The following is a 17,949-nucleotide window of genomic DNA, read 5'->3' on the forward strand; positions in this document are numbered from 1 at the left end:
ATGCCGTCCGGGCCGTAGGCGATGGCCTCGACCTGGGGGGAGGCGGGGACCATGGTGATGATGACGTCGGCGTCGGCGACCGCCTCGGCCACCGACCCGGCCGTACGCCCGCCGTTGCCGGCCAGGCGCTTCAGCTTGTCGGCCTCCAGGGTGTAGCCGGTGACTGGGTAGCCGGCCTTGATCAGGTTCTCGGCCATGGGCGAGCCCATGATGCCCAGACCGATCCACGCGACCTTGGGGAGAGTGCTCATGAGTGTCTCTTTCGAAGCGCTTGCGGCGGGTCAGGAGCGGGCGGCGCGCCGGTCGGCCGGGAGCCAGCCGAAGGCCTCGGCGCTCGGGCCGTCGCCGGGCTTGTACTCCAGGCCGGTCCAGCCGTCGTAACCGGCCTTGGAGAGGCGGTCGAGCAGGGCGGCCAGGTCGAGAGCGCCGGTACCGGGGGCGCCGCGGCCGGGGTTGTCGGCGATCTGCACATGCGCGGTCTTCGCGGTGTAGCGGTCGATGACCTCGTTCAGGTCCTCGCCGTTCATCGACAGGTGGTAGAGGTCCATCAGGAAGCGGGCGTTGTCCAGGCCGGTCGCCGCGTTCACCGCGTCCACGACCTCGATCGCCTTGGGGGCGCTGACGATCGGGCAGTTCGGTGACTCGGGTGCGTTGAGCGCCTCGATCAGCAGGGTGCCGGTCACCTCCGCCACCGCCCGTGCGGCGAACGCGAGGTTCTCCAGCGCCAGCCGGTCCTGCTCGGCCGCTGTCACGCCCTCGACGCGGTTGCCGTACAGGGCGTTGAAGGAGGCGCACCCCAGCGAGCGCGCGAACTCCACCGCCACCGGTACGTTCGCCCGGAACTTCGCCGACTCCTCACCGGGGACGGAGAGCGCGCCCCGGTCCGGGCCCGGCAGCTGCCCGGCGTAGAAGTTCAGCCCCACCAGCTGGGTCCCGGCGTCGTCGAGCGCCGCGCGCAGGGCGTCCAGCTCCGTCTGCTCCGGGACCGGGGCGTCCACCCACGGCCACCACAGCTCCACCGCCGTGAAGCCCGCCGCCCGTGCGGCCGCGGGCCGCTCCAGCAGCGGGAGCTCGGTGAACAGAATCGACAGATTGACGTTGAAGCGCGTGTCCGGGAAATCCATGACGGCGGCGCCCTTCCGGATAGTGGAACTGTTTTTCTGCTTAATGGAACCCTGCCCGGTGGGTTCGGAGGCTGTCAAGGGGCCCCGGGGCGATTTCTGGTGGCCGGGCCGAACCGCGCGTAGGTTGAGCGACGTGCGATTGAGAGTGGAATTCACGACGGAGCCGTTCGATCTGGACGAGGCGCCGCCGCATGCGGTGGTGGCGCGGGACGTCGTCACGGGTGCCGGGCTGGATGCCGTGGACGTCGGCCCGTTCGGCAATACGGCCGAGGGTGACGCCGACCGGGTGCTCGACGCGGTGGGGGCCCTGCTGCGGCAGTCCCTTCAGGCGGGTGCCACCCGGGTCTCCCTGCAGGTCAATGTCATCGGTGAGGCCGCCCGGGGCGAGGGGGACGCGGCATGACGTATCCCGCCGACCACCCCTTCGTCCAGGCGGTCAAGCCGCTGGTCGACGCGATGGGCGGCCAGCTGGTCGCCCCGGACCTCGCCGAGGGCGACGATGTCGTGCTGGCCTGGGAGGGGCAGGACCGGGTGGCCGTACGGCTCCCGCATCTGTCGGACTCGCTCGACCACATCCTCGCCGAGCTCCAGCGCCGGCACGGCGTCCCGCTGGCGGAACTGGACCGCAAGACCAAGCAGTCGGTCGTGCGGATCCTGGAGTCCCGTGGCGCCTTCTCGGTCCGGCACGGCGTGGAGACCGTAGCCAGTGCCCTCGGGGTCAGCCGCTTCACCGTCTACAACTACCTGAACAGGGAGAACGCCGCGAAGGACGCCAACTGAGGCAGCCGCGCGCCGCCCCGTCCCAGCCGCCTCGGCCGCCGTCCGGCAGTACTGGACGGCGGCTTTTGCGTCACCGAGTTTTCAACAAAGTGTTGACGTTGTGTTGCCGGGGGTCTTAGCTGTTTCCAGCCAAGCAGAGCTGTCCAGCACGACCAGGCCACGGAGGCTTCCCGTGTCTTCGAGTTCACCACGCTCGACGGGGGACACCCCCGTGCCCCCGGCGGGGCTCACCCGGTTCAACACCGCCGACGACGGTGCGGCCCGCGCCGCGCTGCACGAGGTGTGCGCCAGCCGGGCATGGGGCGAGCGCGTACTCGCCCGGCGCCCGTACGCCACCACCGACGCCCTGTTCGCCGCGAGCGACGCCGCCATGGCCGAACTGACCGCGGACGATCTGGCCGAGGCGATGGCCGGGCACCCGCCCATAGGCCGGCCCAAGCCGGGCGACCCCACCTCACACCGCGAACAGCGCGGTATGGCGGGCGCCTCCGAGGCGCTCAAGGCGGAGATGCTCGAACTCAACCTGGCCTACCAGGAGAAGTTCGGGCACGTCTTCCTGATCTGCGCCTCCGGCCGCACCGGAGAGCAGATGCGCGACGCCGTCCGGCAGCGGACCGGCAACACGCCGGAACAGGAACGAGAGATCGTGCGGGCGGAACTCGGCAAGATCAACCGCATTCGCCTGACCCGTATCGCGGACGCAGAAGGAGACGCAGCATGAGCAGCGAGACGGCCGCACCGACGTCGGTGTCCACCCACATCCTGGACACCAGCGTGGGCCGCCCCGCGGAGGGCGTCGCCCTCACGCTCTCGGTGCGCTCCGGCGGCGACGGTGCCTGGACCGCCCACGGCGCGTCCACCACCGACGCGGACGGACGCTGCAAGGATCTGCCGGTGCTGCCGGCCGGCACCACCCATGTGCGCCTCGACTTCGCCGTCGAGGAGTACTTCGCTTCACCCCGCAAGGCACACCAGCAAGCCGAGGAACAGCAGGACGCCCCCCGCGTAAGGGACAGCGGAGCGTTCTTCCCGGAGGTGGCAATCACCTTTGCCGTCCAGCCGGGCGAGCACTATCACGTACCGCTGCTGCTCAACCCGTTCGGCTACTCCGTATACCGAGGGAGCTAGCACCGACATGACTGCCCAATCCCGCCCGGCCCGCGCTGCCCAATCCCGCCCTGTGATGCTCGGACAGAACCAGTACGGCAAAGCCGAGAACCGCGTCGTCAAGATCACCCGGGACGGCGACACCCACCACATCAAGGACCTGAACGTCTCGGTGTCGCTCTCCGGTGACCTCGAAGACGTCCATCTCTCCGGCTCCAACGCGCACTGCCTGCCGACGGACACGACCAAGAACACCGTGTACGCCTTCGCCAAGGAGCACGGCATCGAGTCGGCCGAGCAGTTCGGCATCCACCTGGCCCGGCACTTCGTCAGCAGCCAGGAGCCGATCCACCGGGCCCGCATCCGGATCGAGGAGTACGCCTGGGAGCGGATCGCCACCTCCGACGCCAACTCCCGCTTCATCGGCGCCGACGACGTCCAGCACTCCTTCGTCCGCAAGGGCCAGGAGACCCGGCTGACCGAGATCACCTACGACGGTGAGCACTGGCAGGTCATCTCCGGGCTGAAGGACCTGGTGGTGATGAACTCCACCAACTCGGAGTTCTGGGGCTACATCAAGGACAAGTACACGACCCTCAAGGAGGCCTACGACCGCATCCTCGCCACCGAGGTGTCCGGCCGCTGGCGCTTCAACTGGACCGACGACGACCAGCGGATGCCCCAGTGGGACCGTTCGTACGAGCAGGTCAAGAAGCACATGCTGCAGGCCTTCGCGGAGACCTACAGCCTCTCGCTCCAGCAGACGCTGTACCAAATGGGGGCGCGGGTCATCAACCACCGCTCCGAGGTCGACGAGATCCGCTTCTCGCTCCCGAACAAGCACCACTTCCTGGTGGACCTTGAGCCGTTCGGGCTGAAGAACGACAACGAGGTGTATTACGCGGCCGACCGCCCGTACGGCCTGATCGAAGCCACTGTTCTGCGCGACGGTGTCGAGCCCAAGATCCCGGTGGATCTGACGAACCTCTGAGCGGCTCCGACGCAACGCCGTGCCGTGCGTTCCCCTCCCCACCCCGCAGCGGGGAGGGGAACGCACATCCTGAGGGGAACGACCCATGGCACAGCACTCGCACGACCCGCACCACCCCGCGTCCCCGGTCCACCCGGTGGACGAGAAGCCGGCGGCCCGACGGCTCGTCCCGGCCGCGCTCCAGCACATCGCGGCCATGTACGCCGGTGTCGTCACCCCTCCGCTCATCGTCGGCCAGGCCGTCGGCCTGGACACCGCCGGCCGCACCCGGCTGATCGCCGCGAGCCTGCTCATCGCCGGGCTCGCCACCCTGCTGCAGACCCTCGGCCTCCGCCGGTTCGTGGGCAACCGCCTGCCGTTCGTCAACGCGGCCAGCTCCGCCGGCATCACCCCGATGCTCGCCATCGCCGAGACCACCGCCCGGGGCCACCAACTCCCGGCGATCTACGGGGCGGTGATGGTTGCCGGCGTTTTCTGCCTCGCCGTCGGCCCGTTCTTCGGCAGACTGCTCCGCTTCTTCCCGCCGCTGGTCACCGGTGTCGTCATCACCCTCATCGGGGTCACCCTGATGCCCGTGCCGGTCGGCTGGGCGCAGGGCGGCGACAAGCAGGCCGCCGACTTCGGAGCCATGAGGCATCTGGCGCTCGCCGCCTTCACGCTGGTGGTGATCCTGCTCGTCCAGCGCTTCACCCGGGGCTTCGTCAAGCAGATCGCGCTGCTCATCGGCCTGGTCGCCGGCACCCTCGCCGCGGTCCCCTTCGGGATGGCGCACTTCGACGCACTGCGCTCCGCCCCGGTCGTCGCGCTGCCCACCCCGTTCGCCTTCGGCGCCCCCGAGTTCCAGCCCGCCGCGATCCTCTCGCTGTGCATCGTGATGCTGGTGCTGATGACGGAGTCGTCGGCCGGCATGCTCGCCCTCGGCGAGATCTGCGACCGCCCGGCCACCGGTGCCACCCTCACCCGCGGACTGCGCACCGACGGCCTCGCCACCCTGCTCGGCCCCGTCTTCGGCGGCTTCCCCACCAGCGCCTTCGCCCAGAACGTCGGCGTGGTCTCGCTGACCCGGGTCCGCAGCCGGTATGTCGTCGCGCTGGCCGGCGCCACCCTGCTGGTCCTGGGGGCGTTCCCGGTCCTGGGCGCGGTGGTCTCGCTGGTGCCGATGCCGGTGCTCGGCGGTGCGGGGATCGTCCTGTTCGGTTCGATCGCGGTGAGCGGTATCCGTACGCTCTCCGCGGCCGGTCTCGACGACAGCTCCAACATCATCCTGGTGGCCGTCTCGCTCGGTGCGGGCATCATCCCGCTCGCCGCCCCGGCCTTCTACGCCGGCTTCCCCGCCTGGGCCCAGACCGTGCTCGGCTCCGGGATCAGCGCCGGCGCCCTGACCGCGGTCGCCCTCAACCTGTTCTTCCACCATCTCGGCACCCGGAGCACCCCACGGGCAGCGGTACTGTCAGCCGCCTCGTCCGGCTCCGGCACTCAAATTCCCTAGGGTCATGCCGTGCCCAACGCCAGTGACGAAAGAAGGAACCGCACCATGGCCGCACCGGCATCCCCTGACAGCACGGTGAAGCAGCGCCTCGTCATCGAGAACTGCGCCATCGCGACCGTCGACGCGCACGACACCGAGTACGCCACCGGCCATGTGGTCGTCGCGGACCGGGTCATCGAGTCGGTGGGCGCGGGCAAGGCACCCGAGGGACTGGAGAACGTCGTCCGGCGGATCGACGGCACCGGACACCTCGTCACCCCCGGCCTGGTCAACACCCATCACCACTTCTACCAGTGGATCACCCGGGGGCTGGCCACCGACCACAACCTGTTCAACTGGCTGGTCGCGCTCTACCCGACCTGGGCCCGTATCGACGCCCCGATGCTGGCCGCGGCGACCCAGGGCTCGCTCGGCATGATGGTCAGGGGCGGGGTCACCACCGCCGCCGACCACCACTACGTCTTCCCCCGGGGCACCGGCGACCTCGTTTCCGCGGAGCTCGCCGCCGCCGCGGAGATCGGCGCCCGGATCACCCTGGCCCGCGGCTCCATGGACCGCAGCGTGAAGGACGGCGGGCTGCCGCCGGACTTCGCCGTCGAGACCACCGAGGGCGCCCTGCTGGCGACCGAGGAAGCCATCGACACCTACCACGACGCCTCCTTCGGCTCGATGGTGCAGATCGCCGCCGCGCCCTGTTCGCCGTTCTCCGTGTCCACCGAACTCATGCGGCAGGGCGCCGAGTTGGCCCGCCGCAAGGGCGTACGGATGCACACCCACGGCTCGGAGACCGTGGAGGAGGAGAAGTTCTGTCACGAGCTGTTCGGCATGGGCCCCACCGACTACTTCGAGTCGACCGGCTGGCTCGGTGACGACGTGTGGATGGCGCACTGCGTCCACATGAACGACTCCGATATCGCCGCCTTCGCCCGCACCGGCACCGGAGTCGCCCACTGCCCGTCCTCCAACGCCCGGCTCGCGGCCGGGATCGCCCGGGTCCCCGACATGCTCGCGGCCGGCGTCCCGGTCGGCCTCGGCGTCGACGGCACCGCCTCCAACGAGTCCGGCGAACTCCACACCGAACTGCGCAACGCGCTGCTGATCAACCGCCTCGGCGCCCACAAGGAAGCCGCCCTCAACGCCCGCAAGGCGCTGCGGCTGGGCACCTACGGCGGCGCGCAGGTCCTCGGCCGGACCTCCGAGATCGGCTCGCTGGAGGCCGGCAAGCTCGCCGACCTGGTGCTGTGGAAGCTGGACGGCCTCGGCCACTCCTCCATCGCCGACCCGGTCACCGCGCTGGTCTTCGGCGCCGCCGCGCCGGTCACCCTCTCCCTCGTCGGCGGCCGGCCGGTCGTCGAGGACAACCACCTCAGCAACGTCGACGAGGACACCATCGCCCGCACCGCGCGGGCGGAGGCGCAGCGTCTGGCCCGGATCGCCGCCGAGGGCTGACCCCCGCGGCGCGGTCGTCCGACCGACGCACACCCCTGACTCGGCCGGGAGGGACGGCTCCCGGCCGGGCTTGTGGATCCGAGCGGGGTCCACAAGCGCCGGACCCCGGGGGTGCGGGAACTCCCGTACCCCCGGGGCCGGTTGGCCCGGCCGCCACCCGTCACGCGCCACAAGCGCGCCCGGCCGCACCCCTGCCCACCAGGCGACTTCCCGCAGTACGCACCACATCGCACGCCCTCCGTGACAGCCTCGCCTCGCCGGCCCCGGCGACGCAGAAATCGAAGGAGGCCCGCAGTGGCCGCAATGACCGGGCAGCAGTCGGAGGGGGACCGGAAGCATCCGGTCGATGAGACCCTCCCGCCCTTCAAGATGTTCACCAGTGGCCTGCAGCACGTGGCCGCCATGTACGCGGGTGTGGTGGCCCCGCCGATGATCGTGGGCCCGGCCTGCGGGCTGAGCGCCACCGAGACCGCCTTCCTGATGGGCGCCAGCCTCTTCACCGCGGGCATCGCCACGCTCCTCCAGACCCTCGGCTTCTGGAAGGTCGGCGCCCGGCTCCCGTTCGTCAACGGCGTCTCGTTCGCCGGTGTCACACCGATGGTCGCCATCGGCAAGGCCCACGGCCCCGACGACGCCCTCCCGGTCATCTTCGGCGCGGTGATCGTCGCCGGTGTGCTGGGGTTCTTCGTCGCCCCCTACTTCTCCAAGCTCGTACGGTTCTTCCCACCGGTGGTCACCGGCACCGTCATCACCCTGATCGGCGTCTCGCTGCTGCCGGTGGCCTTCAACTGGGCGCAGGGCGGCAACGACCGGGCGCCGGACTACGGTTCGCTGACGAACATCGGGATGGCCGCGCTGACGTTCCTGATCGTGCTGGTGCTGCGCCGGGTGCTGCGCGGCTTCCTCCAGCAGATCGCGATCCTGCTCGGTCTGATCGCCGGCACGCTGATCGCGATACCCGTCGGCATCACCCACTTCTCGGCGATCTCAAAGGCGTCGCTGGTCGGCTTCCCGACACCGTTCCACTTCGGCGCCCCGCAGTTCGACATCGCCGCGATCGTCAGTATGTGCATCGTGATGCTGGTCTGTATGACCGAGTCGACGGCCGACATGCTCGCCCTCGGCCGGATCGTCGGACGCCCGGCGGACGAGCGCACCATCGAGGGCGGACTGCGCGCCGACACCCTGGGCACCGCGCTCAGCCCGCTGTTCAACGGCTTCGCCAACAGCGCCTTCGCCCAGAACATCGGCCTGGTCGCGATGACCAAGGTGCGCAGCCGCTTCGTGGTGGCGACCGGCGGTCTGATCCTGATCGTGCTGGGCCTGTGCCCGGTGGCCGCCTCGGTGATCTCGCTGGTCCCGCTGCCGGTCCTCGGCGGCGCCGGCATCGTGCTCTTCGGCTCGGTGGCCGCCAGCGGCATCCAGACGCTGGCCTCCGCGGCGATGGAGAAGGGGGACAACGCGCTGATCGTCGCGGCGGCCGTCGGCATCGGCCTGATCCCGATCGCCGCCCCGGACTTCTACCACCACCTCCCCAAGGACCTGCTGGTCGTCCTGGACTCCGGCATCAGCACCGGCTGCCTGGTCGCCATCGTCCTCAACCTCGCCTTCAACCACTTCGGGCGGGGGGCGGCGGACGGGGATGCCGCGGACGGGACCACGACGGGCGATCCGGCCGCGGCGGGGCACGGCGACCCGGAGCCCGCATCGCCGCCCGCAGCCGTCCCCACGGACGGAGCCGGGGAGCCCGCGGCGGCGCCCGCCCACTGACGCCGGGCGGCCCGACGGCCCGTAGAGGAGCGCGGTATCCGGCGCTTCCCTACGGGCCGTCGGGCGCCGTGCGGGGGCGGTCCCGGTGGCGGTGCGGGTGCGGCCGAGAGGTCAGCCGAGGTGGTAACGCTCCCCGTAGACCTTCCAGTTCAGCGGGGTGTGCAGATCGAGGTTGCCGTCCTTGAGGAACACCCGCTGCTCGGTGTCGATCCGGCTGGTGTCACTGTGGGCCTCCTCCTGCCGCATCGCCCACACCCGGGCGTCGAGGAAGGCGTTGAGGTAGGTCTTCTCGTCGCCGCCCCGGGACGGCGGTTCGGCCTTCGCCAGCGCCCGTTTGCGGATGGCGGGGAAGCCGGTCCGGTCGTCGCCGTCGCCGTGCACCACGAGCGCGTCGTAGTACGCGAACTGGCCCAGTGCCCCGATGCCGTCGGCCTTGCCCCGCTCGACCGCGGGGCGGAAGTACAGCCGGTCCCGCTCATCGTCCTGGGCCTTCCGGAACGCGGGGTCCCGGGCGGCCTTCTTCCATGCCTCCGGGAAGCCGGGGTCCAGGCCGTCGTGCGAGTCGCCGCCGTCCACCGCGCGCAGTGCGGGGAGGTACTTGGCGAGGACGTTGTCCGGCTTGCGGCGGGTGTAGCGCTCGACGAGTTCGAGCATGTCGTGCGTCCCGGACGTGAAGCCGATGATGCCGCCGGTGTACCCCCGGCCGTCACCGATGTCCTCGATGTACCCGTACTGGGCCCGCCAGTCCAGCGAGGAGTTCTCCGCACTGGAGACCAGCTGCATGGCGATCTCCTTCTTCGCCGGGTCGCCCAGGTCCGCCGCCGCGCGCGCCGGGTGCCGGGCGTGGTGGCCCGGGGCCGTACGGTGCGGGGCCTCCGGCGTGGCCGTGCAGGCGCCGGCGGTGGCCACGGTGAGCAGCACGAGGCCCAGGGTGAGGCCGGCGGTGGGGGTTCCGGGCACGGCCCGGCCGTTCGCTCGGGTGCGCATGGAGTTCTCCTGTCGGAGCGGTCGTGGTGCGTCAGCCCAGCAGGCCGCGCAGCAGTTCGCGGATGCCCGGCCCCGGGGCGAAGTCATCTGCGGGGAAGGCGAGTTGGTGGAAGGCGACGCCGTCCATGTAGTCGAAGAGGATCTCGCAGTGCCGACGGGGGTCCGGCGAGCCGAAGCGCTGTAGCCACTCCGCTCCCCAGTCGACGACGGTCTCGCGGCCGCGGGTGAGCGTCGGGCGGAGTTCGGGCCGGGTGGTGGCCTCCAGGTAGAGCGCGAAGCGGGCGGCGGTCCTGGCCCGTTCGGGTCCGGTCGCGTACACCAGGAACCGGGTGACGGTGTCGGCGAGTTCCCCGGCGTCGGCCGGGCTGGCGGCCGTGGCGAAGCTCTCCCAGTCGCGGCGCTCCAGGACCTGGAGGTGGTCGACTATGCCGTCGATCAGCGCCGTCCGGTTGCGGAAGTAGTTGGAGGTGGTACCGGACGGGACGCCCGCCGCGGCATCGACGGCCTGGTACGTCAGCCGTCGCGCTCCCTCGCTCCCCAGTACCTGGATCCCCGCGTCCAGCACCTGATCCCGCCGTCGTGCCACCCGAGCGTCCTTCCGTGCATTTTACTATGTTTGTAGTGCCGATCTACTACGGACATAGTACCGTGCTGATATGACTCGGACACCGCGTACGGCTGCCGTCGTCGGCGGCGGCATCGGCGGTCTCGCCACCGCCCTCTTCCTCCGCACGAGCGGCTGGTCGGTCGAGGTCTTCGAACGCGCCGGCCGCCTCCCCGCGGCCGGTACCGCCCTCGGACTGTGGCCCACGGCGCTGGGCGCCCTGGACACCCTCGGCATCGGCGCACAGGTGCGCTCGCTGAGCCGGCCGCAGACCTCGGGCGCCTTCCTGCGGCCCGACGGCGGCCGGATCGCCACCCTCGACCTCACGGCCATGAAGCGGCGCACCGGCGAGGTGGGCCGCCTCATCTCCCGGCCCGATCTGCTCTCCCTGCTCCAGGAAGCGGCGGGGGAGGTCACGTTCGGCGAGCGCATCGCGGACATCCGCGCCCTGGAGGGCTCGTACGACGTGGTGATCGCGGCCGACGGCCTCAACAGCGCGGCCCGTACCGCCCTGTTCGGCCCGCGCCACCGCGCCCGGTACGTCGGTGCGTCCTCCTGGCGCGGCACGGTCGACGGGGAGACCGGGGGCACCACCGAGACCTGGGGCGAGGGCCTCCGCTTCGGTATCACCCCCAGCTCGGGCGGCCGGACCAACTGGTTCGCCTGCGCCGTCGTGCCCGAGGGGCAGCGCGACCCGGGCCGGGAAGCCGACACCCTGCGCGGCTGGTTCGGTCACTGGCACGCCGGAGTGCGCGACATCCTGGACCGGCTGACGGAGCCCGAGGTGCTGCGCCTGGACCTCTACTACCTCGATCCGCCGCTGCCGTCCTACGTCAGGGGCCGTACCGCCCTCATCGGCGACGCCGCCCACGCCATGACCCCGGACCTCGGCCGGGGCGCCTGCGAAGCGCTCGTCGACGCCGTGGAGTTGGCCCGGTCCCTGACGGCCACCCCGGACGTGCCGGCCGCACTGCGCGCGTACGACCGGGCCCGCCGCCCGGCGACCCAGCGGCTGGTCCGCATCGCGCGCCTGATGAACCGGATGGCCCACGCCCGGCGGCTGCCCGCCCTGCGGAACGCCGCGCTGCGGACCGCGGTGACGGTGGGCGGTGGGCCGGACTGAGGGCCGCCGGGCGGACTGGCTCAGGCGCGCGGTGCGGCGAGCACCTCGGCGAGCTGTCCGGCCATCCAGTCGAGTTCGTCGGCCGTGATGACCAGCGGCGGGGCGAGGCGGACCGTCGATCCATGGGTGTCCTTGGCGAGGATGCCCCTGGCCAGCAGGCGTTCGCAGGCCTCGCGCCCCGACATGAGCTGCGGGTCGATGTCGATACCGCTCCAGAGGCCGCGGCTGCGGACGGCGTGGACGCCATGGCCTATGAGCGCTTCGAGCTGCTCGCGGTGCCGCTCGCCGAGCCGGGCGGCCCGCTCCTGGTACTCGCCGGTCCGCAGCAGCCCGACGACGGCGTGGCCGACGGCGGCGGCCAGCGGGTTGCCGCCGAAGGTCGAGCCGTGGTTGCCGGGCCGGATGACACCGAGGATCTCGCGGGGGGCGACCACGGCCGAGAGCGGCACGATGCCGCCGCCGAGGGCCTTGCCCAGCACGTACATGTCCGGGGTGACGCCCTCGGCGGCGCAGGCGAAGGTGGTGCCGGTACGGCCCAGCCCGGACTGGATCTCGTCGGCCACGAACAGGACGTTCTCCCGGCTGCACAGCGCGCGCACGGCCGGCAGATACCCCTGCGGCGGGATCACCACGCCCGCCTCGCCCTGGATCGGTTCGAGCAGCACCGCCACGGTGTGCTCGTCGACCGCGGCCGCCAGCGCGCCGGCGTCTCCGTAGGGGACGGTGCGGAAGCCGGGCGTGAACGGGCCGAAGCCGTCCCGCGCGCCCGGGTCCGACGAGAAGCTCACGATCGTCGTGGTGCGCCCGTGGAAGTTGCCGTCGGCGACGATGATGTTCGCGCGGTCCGCGGGCACGCCCTTGACCTCGTAGCCCCACTTCCGGGCCACCTTCAGCGCGGTCTCCACGGCCTCGGCGCCGGTGTTCATCGGCAGGACCAGGTCCATCCCGGCGAGTTCGGCGAGGTCCCGGCAGAACGGGCCGAGCCGGTCGTTGTGGAAGGCGCGGCTGGTCAGGGTGAGACGTTCGAGCTGTTCCCGGGCCGCGGCCAGCAACCGGGGGTGGCCGTGGCCGAAGTTGAGCGCCGAATAGCCGGCCAGACAGTCCAGGTAGCGGCGTCCGCCGACATCGGTCACCCACGCGCCCTCACCGGACGCGAGGACCACCGGCAGCGGGTGGTAGTTGCGGGCGGTGGCGGTCTCGGCGAGTTGGAGGTGCTCCCGGGTCGCGGCGGCGGGCGGAAGGCCGTCGGTGGTGTCAGTGGTGGTCATGCGCGGTTCCTCGTTCCTGAGCGGATGGGGCGGGAGGTACGGGTGGTGCCGGGGGAAACGGCCGGGGTCAGGGCCGTGGGACGAACTGCTCCGCGGCCGCCAGATAGCCGGCGAGCAGGGCGTGGGCGACGTCCCGCACCCGTTCGTCGGGCGGCAGGAAGGTGGGGGAGTGCAGCTGCTCGGCGCCGCCGTGCGTCCCCACGAACAGCATCAGCGCGGGCACCCGCGCGCAGAAGTACGCGAAGTCGTCCGCGCCCGCGGACCGCAGATCGGCGGCGACCTTCAGACCGAGCGCGGCGAGCAGCGGCCGGGTCGCCGCGGTCAGCGTCGCGTCGTTGTCGAGCACCGGCTCACCGCGGGTGACCTCGACCTCCGCGCTGCAGCCGTACGCCTGGGCCACCAACTCCGCGGTCTCCACCAGCCGTTCATGGAGGAACTGGCGGTCGGCGGTACGCATCGCGCGCAGGGTGCCGCGGGCCTCCGCGGAGCCGGGGACGACGTTCGCCGCGGTCCCGGCGGCGAGCGTGGTGACGCTCAGCACGACGGAGGACATCGGGTCGGTCCCGCGGCTGACCAGGCTCTGCAGGGCGACCACGACATGGGCGAGGGTGACGACGGGGTCGCGGGTGAGGTGCGGGTAGGCCGCATGGCCGCCGTTGCCCCGTACGGTGACGGTGAATTCGTCCGCCGAGGCATTGACGCCCCCGGGGGTGCAGGCGACGGTGCCCGCCGCGAGCAGCGGCTGGACATGCGCCCCGATGGCCGCCCGGCACTGCTCCCGTTCGAGGATGCCGTCCTCGGTGACGTCCTGCGCGCCGGAGGGATAGGTCTCCTCGCGGGGCTGCAATACGGCGAGCAGCGGGGCCGGACCGCCCACCCGGTCCACCGCCCGCGCGAGGGCGACCAGCGCCGCCAGGTGCACATCGTGACCGCAGGCATGCATCACGCCCGGGTTCCGGGACGCCCAGGGCACCCCGGTCTCCTCGTGCACCGCCAGGGCGTCGAGTTCCCCGCGGACGGCGATGGCCGGACCGCTGCCGCCCACCCGGACCACGGCTCCGGTGGCGGCGACCTCGGCAGCGGCGTGCCCGCCGGGCAGCGCGGCGAGCACCAGGTCGCGGGTCGCCGCCTCGTCGCCCGACAGCTCGGGCCGGGCATGGAGTTGCCGGCGCAGCTCGACGGCGTCGTCCAGCTCCCGTTCGAGCTGCGCCGCGAGGGCGGTGAGGGTGTCGTCGGTGCTCATGCGCCGCCCTCCAGGCCGTAGACCCGGCGGGCGTTGTCGTGTCCGATCATGCGGGCCACCCGGACCGCCTCATCGAGGTCCCATTCGCCGCTGCCGACCCAGGGCGCCATCGCCCGCAGCATGCCGCGCCGCCACAACAGCGCGCCCAGATGGTGAAGTTCGGGCGGCCCCCAGGCATCGCTGGAGAAGAGGATCTTGGCGAACGGGGCCAGCTCCAGCGATTCGGCGACCACCGCGTCGGAGCGCACCCCGGTGTAGTTCACCCCGAGCCCGACGTCGAAGAAGACATGCGGGAAGACCTGCGCCAGATAGCCGGCGTTGCGGTGGAAGGGGTAGCAGTGCAGCAGCAGCAGGTCGACGCCGTGCGGCTGCACGTTCCGGATGAACCGGGTGAGCAGCAGCGGGTCGCAGCGGTGCAGTTCCACGTCCGGATCGCCGTATCCGGCGTGCAGTTGGAGCGGCAGTCCCCGGTCGATGCCGGACCACAGCGCGAAGCGGAGCAGCACCGGGTCGGTGACCCGTACGGTGCCGGTGCGCGCGCACTCGGCCAGCCAGGTCCCGGCCGCGGCGGCGACCTCGCCGTCGGACGGCCGCGCGGGGTCGAAGTCGAAGCCGAAGCGGTAGGCGACGATGCTCTTGAGACCGACCGCACCGGCGGTCCGTGCGGCGAGGGTCTCGCGGAACCGCTCGGGCAGGCCCGCCGCGGCCACCCCGCTGCGGGCCACGTCCTCCAGTACGGACTCCAGCCGTACGACCTCGTCGACGGGGCACCCGGAGGCCTCGGCCATACCGTCGGTGCCGAGGATCTCCGCGCCGCCGTAACCGGTCTCCAGCAGGTAGTGGGCGATGCCCGAGGCGGCGAGCAGTCTGCGGTTGACCTCGGCCGCGCCCAGTTCGCGGCGCCGGGCGAGATAGGCGTCCGGAGCGGCGTGCGCCGGGAGCCCGAGGACCGGGGCGCACCAGCGGCGCACCGCGAAGCCCAGCTGCGAGTCGAACTGGGTCATCCACGGCGGGACCGGACGGTCGGACTCGGTGAGCATCAGCTCCAGTCCGGCGCGGTCGACGTCATCGCGGAGCGCGCCGTGCACATGGTGGTCCACGAGGGGCAGTTCCGCGAGCGCCGCCGCCAGGGCGTCAGTGGACATCGGCAACCTTCCGGATACGTGCGGCGTCGTCCAGCCCGGCCAGCTGCGCGAGCTCGGACCGCTTGACCGACAGATGGGTGGCGAGCAGCCGCGGGTCGAACCACGACCGCACGACCTCGTCCGCTTCGAGTGCGTGCAGGGCCTCTTCGAGGGAGGACGGGAGGGCGGGGACACCGGCGAGCACCGAGTCGTCGGTGTCCTCCGGCCACACCGTGGGCACGTCGTAGTCGCGTACCAGCCCTTCCAGCCCGGCGCGGAGCAGCACCCCCAGCGCGAGCCAGGGATTGGCGGTGGCGTCCGCCGCGCGGTACTCCAGGTTGAACTGGGCGGCGGGATCGGCCCCCGCGAGCTGCGTCGTGGGACAGATCCGCAGCAGCGACTCGCGGTTGTGCTCGGCCAGGAAGATCCCTCCGGCGCTCCAGCGGTGCGGGGTGAGCCGGAGGAAGGAGACCGGGCTCGGCGCCGTCCAGGCCGTCAGCGCCGGGGTGTGGCGCAGGATGCCGGCGGCGAACCGGGCACCGAGCGCCGAGAGGCGGCCCGGCCGCGCCGGGTCGAAGAGCAGCGGACGGCCCTCGGCGTCCCGCAGGCTCAGATGGAGGTGGACGCCGTTGCCCGCCCCGTCGGGGTCGAGGAGCGGCGCGAAACTGACCGGCAGACCGCGGCGCCGGGCCAGATCGCGCACCAGCTCCTTGAGCAGGACGGCGCGGTCGGCGGCCGCCATCGCCGTACCGGGGCGCAGGGTGATCTCGAACTGGCCGTCCCCGTATTCCGGGAGCCAGTTCTCCGGCTGCAGCCCGGTCCGTTCCAGGAGCCGTACGAGGTCCGCGCCGAAGGGCTCCGCCTGACGGAAGCGCTGCAGAGAGAACGGCGGGCCGGCCGGCAGTCCGCCGAGCACGAATTCGTGCTCGATGGCGGCGGTCACCTCGATCCCGGTGCGCTCGCGCAGCTCGTCCACGGCGTTGCGGAGGAAGGTGCGCGGACAGCAGGGCCAGGGCTCCCCGTCGGGCAGGGTCTGGTCGGCGAGGTAGAGCCGGAGGGCGGGGGTGTCCCCGTCGGCCGGGATGTCGACCCCGGTGGCCGGGTCCGGGAGCAGCCGCAGGTCGCCCCGCGAACCGAAGACGTTCGGCGCGATCGGTCCGAACGAGGAGATCGCGAGATCGGCCGGGACCCAGCCGGTGCCGGAGCGCAGCGCGGAGCCCTGGTCCGAGGAGGGCACCGCACGTCCCCGTACCTGCCCGGCCAGATCGCAGGTGGCGACGAAGACGGTGGCGGCTTCGGTCATCGGGAGTTCCTCAGGGGTGGCGCAGGGGGCGGGGGAGGGGCCGGGCGCGGCGGGACCGAGGAGTCCCGGCTCCGCGCCCGTCGTGTGCACCAGGGTCATGGGGACACCTTTCGGTTCGGGTCGGGCAGCGGCGCATCGGTGACCAGCCCACTGGTCAGCCGGGCGCCGATGCGCCGGGTGAGGGAGGGCGCGAACAGGACGACCGCGACACCGGCCAGGCACCAGGCTGCGGCGATCCAGGGGAAGTAGGTGTAGGGCGCGCGCTGGCCGGTCGACTGCTGGAGGAAGACGAAGCCCAGATAGCCCAGCCCGGCGACCGGGACCACCAACTCGTAGCGGGGGATGCGGCCCCGGCCGGAGAGGGTGAAGACGATCACCCCGGCCCCGGCGACCGCGTACACCACCAGGACGCACAGCACGCCGATGGTGGCGTACCAGTAGTACGTGTCGAAGGCGGCGGCCCCGGTCCCGTACATCACGGCGGTCAGCGCCGCGGCCACGGCGCCGCACACCCGCAGCGCGGTGGTCGGGGCCCCGGTGACGGGGTGGGTGCGGGCCAGCGCCCGCGGCCCGAAGCCGTCCCGGGCCAGCGCCTGGACCATACGGGCGGCCGCCGCCGAGGAGGACAGCGCGGCGGCGAACGCGGAGGCGACCGCGGTGAAGGCGATGACGAGCGCGAACCAGGTACCGATGTACTGCCCGGAGAGCGCGGACAGCGCCGACTCCGCCGTGCCGAAGGCGCGCACCCCCTGGGCGTCGGTGCCGAAGCCGATGGTCTGGGCGAACATCATCAGGACGTAGAGACCGCCGGTCAGCAGCACGCTGCCGGCCAGCGCGCGGGGGATGTTGCGCTTCGGGTCGTCGGTCTCCTCACCGAGCGACGCACAGGCCTCGAACCCGGCCCAGGACAGGAACGCGAAGACGGTGGCGGTCATGACCGCGCCGTAGGTGGTGCCGCCGGCGGTGAACACCGAGAGGTCGAAACTCTGGTGCCGGGGCGCCGATCCGGTGGCGGTCCGCCCCATGATCACAGCGGCGAGCACGAGCATGGCGAGGATGCCGACGCCCTCCACGATCAGCAGGGTGCGGGCGGTGGTGCGGCCGTCCCGGGAGTTGAGCGCGGTGACGCCGACGGCCGCGAGGAGTGCGACGGCCACCCAGGGGCCGGTGGAGCGGATGCCCGTGGCGTGCAGGAAGGCCTGGGCGAAGACACCGGTCGCGGCGAGGGTGCAGACGAGGAAGGCGAGATAGGTGCCCAGCAGGGCGAAGCCGCCGAAGAAACCGGCGCGGGGGCCGATCGTGGCCCCGGCCAGCGCGTAGACGGAACCGGCCTGGTTGAAGTGCTGGGTCAGCCGCCAGAAGCCGTAGGCGACCAGGCCGACGCCGAGCAGACCGAGCAGGAAGACGAGGGGGACGGCCTTGCCGACCGTCGCTGCCACTCCGGCCCCGTTGAGGCCCATGGCGAGCGTCGGTCCCATGAGGCCGACGGAGAGGGTAAGCGCTTCCCACAAGCGCAGCTTGCGTGTTCGAGGTGGATTCGACACAGGGCGCTCCGAGGAGGAGACGGGGCTGCGTCCGCAGCAGCCC

Annotated in this window: 18 protein-coding genes; 9 read left to right on the plus strand and 9 right to left on the minus strand. The window is 72.0% G+C overall.

Translation table 11 applies throughout. The features are described from left to right. On the minus strand, positions 1-251 hold a 251-nt coding region (locus tag ACFW5B_RS32690; RefSeq protein ID WP_386447803.1), incomplete at its 3' end, for an NAD(P)-binding domain-containing protein. 30 nt (positions 252-281) lie between these two features. Then, entirely contained in the window at positions 282-1,124 is an 843-nt protein-coding gene (locus tag ACFW5B_RS32695; RefSeq protein WP_386447806.1) for a TIM barrel protein, read from the minus strand. A gap of 133 nt (positions 1,125-1,257) precedes the next feature. On the opposite strand from ACFW5B_RS32695, the gene ACFW5B_RS32700 reads away from it, so the two are divergent. From ACFW5B_RS32700 to ACFW5B_RS32735, 8 genes are all read left to right on the plus strand, one after another. Beyond that, positions 1,258-1,527 (plus strand): hypothetical protein, encoded by a 270-nt coding sequence (locus tag ACFW5B_RS32700; protein WP_386447809.1) that lies wholly within the window; start codon positions 1,258-1,260, stop codon positions 1,525-1,527. After that, the gene (locus ACFW5B_RS32705; protein ID WP_386447812.1) at positions 1,524-1,904 is read left to right on the plus strand and encodes a helix-turn-helix domain-containing protein; all 381 of its coding nucleotides are present in this window, start codon (positions 1,524-1,526) and stop codon (positions 1,902-1,904) included. Before ACFW5B_RS32700 ends, ACFW5B_RS32705 begins: the two co-directional genes overlap by 4 nt. Before the next feature lie 211 nt (positions 1,905-2,115). Then, positions 2,116-2,625 carry a 2-oxo-4-hydroxy-4-carboxy-5-ureidoimidazoline decarboxylase gene (uraD, locus tag ACFW5B_RS32710; protein WP_386447889.1) on the plus strand — a complete coding sequence of 170 codons (510 nt, stop codon included), beginning with the start codon at positions 2,116-2,118 and terminating at the stop codon, positions 2,623-2,625. After that, positions 2,622-3,032, plus strand: coding sequence for a hydroxyisourate hydrolase (gene uraH, locus ACFW5B_RS32715; RefSeq protein ID WP_386447815.1), 411 nt, complete (start codon positions 2,622-2,624; stop codon positions 3,030-3,032). The genes uraD and uraH overlap by 4 nt, the downstream gene beginning before the upstream one ends. Positions 3,033-3,039: 7 nt before the next feature. Beyond that, on the plus strand, positions 3,040-4,002 hold the full coding sequence (gene pucL / locus ACFW5B_RS32720; protein WP_386447818.1) for a factor-independent urate hydroxylase: 963 nt from the start codon (positions 3,040-3,042) through the stop codon (positions 4,000-4,002). Positions 4,003-4,087: 85 nt separating this feature from the next. Beyond that, positions 4,088-5,491 carry a nucleobase:cation symporter-2 family protein gene (locus tag ACFW5B_RS32725; protein WP_386447821.1) on the plus strand — a complete coding sequence of 468 codons (1,404 nt, stop codon included), beginning with the start codon at positions 4,088-4,090 and terminating at the stop codon, positions 5,489-5,491. A gap of 45 nt (positions 5,492-5,536) precedes the next feature. Beyond that, a complete protein-coding gene (locus ACFW5B_RS32730) occupies positions 5,537-6,940 on the plus strand; it encodes an 8-oxoguanine deaminase (protein WP_386447824.1) in 1,404 nt (467 codons plus the stop codon). 303 nt (positions 6,941-7,243) lie between these two features. After that, on the plus strand, positions 7,244-8,710 hold the full coding sequence (locus tag ACFW5B_RS32735) for a nucleobase:cation symporter-2 family protein (RefSeq protein ID WP_386447892.1): 1,467 nt from the start codon (positions 7,244-7,246) through the stop codon (positions 8,708-8,710). Positions 8,711-8,821: 111 nt separating this feature from the next. Here the strand turns inward: ACFW5B_RS32735 and ACFW5B_RS32740 are convergent, their stop codons facing one another. Together ACFW5B_RS32740 and ACFW5B_RS32745 are read right to left on the minus strand one after the other, a co-directional pair. Next, positions 8,822-9,697 carry a chitosanase gene (locus ACFW5B_RS32740; RefSeq protein ID WP_386447827.1) on the minus strand — a complete coding sequence of 292 codons (876 nt, stop codon included), beginning with the start codon at positions 9,695-9,697 and terminating at the stop codon, positions 8,822-8,824. A gap of 31 nt (positions 9,698-9,728) precedes the next feature. Further along, on the minus strand, positions 9,729-10,283 hold the full coding sequence (locus ACFW5B_RS32745) for a TetR/AcrR family transcriptional regulator (RefSeq protein ID WP_386447829.1): 555 nt from the start codon (positions 10,281-10,283) through the stop codon (positions 9,729-9,731). Positions 10,284-10,353: 70 nt separating this feature from the next. Between ACFW5B_RS32745 and ACFW5B_RS32750 the strand changes: the two genes are divergently transcribed. Continuing rightward, positions 10,354-11,424, plus strand: coding sequence for an FAD-dependent monooxygenase (locus ACFW5B_RS32750; RefSeq protein WP_386447832.1), 1,071 nt, complete (start codon positions 10,354-10,356; stop codon positions 11,422-11,424). Between the two features lie 20 nt (positions 11,425-11,444). Here the strand turns inward: ACFW5B_RS32750 and rocD are convergent, their stop codons facing one another. The 5 genes from rocD to ACFW5B_RS32775 all read right to left on the minus strand — a co-directional run bounded on the left by rocD (position 11,445) and on the right by ACFW5B_RS32775 (position 17,906). Next, positions 11,445-12,692 carry an ornithine--oxo-acid transaminase gene (gene rocD, locus ACFW5B_RS32755; RefSeq protein WP_386447835.1) on the minus strand — a complete coding sequence of 416 codons (1,248 nt, stop codon included), beginning with the start codon at positions 12,690-12,692 and terminating at the stop codon, positions 11,445-11,447. A gap of 67 nt (positions 12,693-12,759) precedes the next feature. Then, positions 12,760-13,935, minus strand: coding sequence for a M20 family metallopeptidase (locus ACFW5B_RS32760; RefSeq protein WP_386447837.1), 1,176 nt, complete (start codon positions 13,933-13,935; stop codon positions 12,760-12,762). After that, entirely contained in the window at positions 13,932-15,080 is a 1,149-nt protein-coding gene (locus tag ACFW5B_RS32765) for an amidohydrolase family protein (RefSeq protein WP_386447840.1), read from the minus strand. The genes ACFW5B_RS32760 and ACFW5B_RS32765 overlap by 4 nt, the downstream gene beginning before the upstream one ends. After that, positions 15,070-16,461 carry a glutamine synthetase family protein gene (locus ACFW5B_RS32770; protein ID WP_386447843.1) on the minus strand — a complete coding sequence of 464 codons (1,392 nt, stop codon included), beginning with the start codon at positions 16,459-16,461 and terminating at the stop codon, positions 15,070-15,072. The genes ACFW5B_RS32765 and ACFW5B_RS32770 overlap by 11 nt, the downstream gene beginning before the upstream one ends. Then, entirely contained in the window at positions 16,458-17,906 is a 1,449-nt protein-coding gene (locus ACFW5B_RS32775) for an APC family permease (protein ID WP_386447846.1), read from the minus strand. Before ACFW5B_RS32775 ends, ACFW5B_RS32770 begins: the two co-directional genes overlap by 4 nt. Between the last annotated feature and the right edge of the window lie 43 nt (positions 17,907-17,949).

It is taken from the genome of Streptomyces sp. NPDC058773, assembly GCF_042746015.1.
In the GTDB taxonomy this organism is placed as follows: Bacteria; Actinomycetota; Actinomycetes; order Streptomycetales; family Streptomycetaceae; genus Streptomyces.

Excerpts from the sequence above, each read along its gene's own strand:
- ACFW5B_RS32695 (WP_386447806.1), bottom strand. The coding sequence starts at position 1,124 with ATGGATTTCCCGGACACGCGCTTCAACGTCAATCTGTCGATTCTGTTC.
- ACFW5B_RS32705 (WP_386447812.1), top strand. The coding sequence starts at position 1,524 with ATGACGTATCCCGCCGACCACCCCTTCGTCCAGGCGGTCAAGCCGCTG.
- uraH (WP_386447815.1), top strand. The coding sequence starts at position 2,622 with ATGAGCAGCGAGACGGCCGCACCGACGTCGGTGTCCACCCACATCCTG.
- pucL (WP_386447818.1), top strand. The coding sequence starts at position 3,040 with ATGACTGCCCAATCCCGCCCGGCCCGCGCTGCCCAATCCCGCCCTGTG.
- ACFW5B_RS32725 (WP_386447821.1), top strand. The coding sequence starts at position 4,088 with ATGGCACAGCACTCGCACGACCCGCACCACCCCGCGTCCCCGGTCCAC.
- ACFW5B_RS32730 (WP_386447824.1), top strand. The coding sequence starts at position 5,537 with ATGGCCGCACCGGCATCCCCTGACAGCACGGTGAAGCAGCGCCTCGTC.
- ACFW5B_RS32735 (WP_386447892.1), top strand. The coding sequence starts at position 7,244 with ATGACCGGGCAGCAGTCGGAGGGGGACCGGAAGCATCCGGTCGATGAG.
- ACFW5B_RS32740 (WP_386447827.1), bottom strand. The coding sequence starts at position 9,697 with ATGCGCACCCGAGCGAACGGCCGGGCCGTGCCCGGAACCCCCACCGCC.
- ACFW5B_RS32750 (WP_386447832.1), top strand. The coding sequence starts at position 10,354 with ATGACTCGGACACCGCGTACGGCTGCCGTCGTCGGCGGCGGCATCGGC.
- rocD (WP_386447835.1), bottom strand. The coding sequence starts at position 12,692 with ATGACCACCACTGACACCACCGACGGCCTTCCGCCCGCCGCCGCGACC.
- ACFW5B_RS32760 (WP_386447837.1), bottom strand. The coding sequence starts at position 13,935 with ATGAGCACCGACGACACCCTCACCGCCCTCGCGGCGCAGCTCGAACGG.
- ACFW5B_RS32765 (WP_386447840.1), bottom strand. The coding sequence starts at position 15,080 with ATGTCCACTGACGCCCTGGCGGCGGCGCTCGCGGAACTGCCCCTCGTG.
- ACFW5B_RS32770 (WP_386447843.1), bottom strand. The coding sequence starts at position 16,461 with ATGACCCTGGTGCACACGACGGGCGCGGAGCCGGGACTCCTCGGTCCC.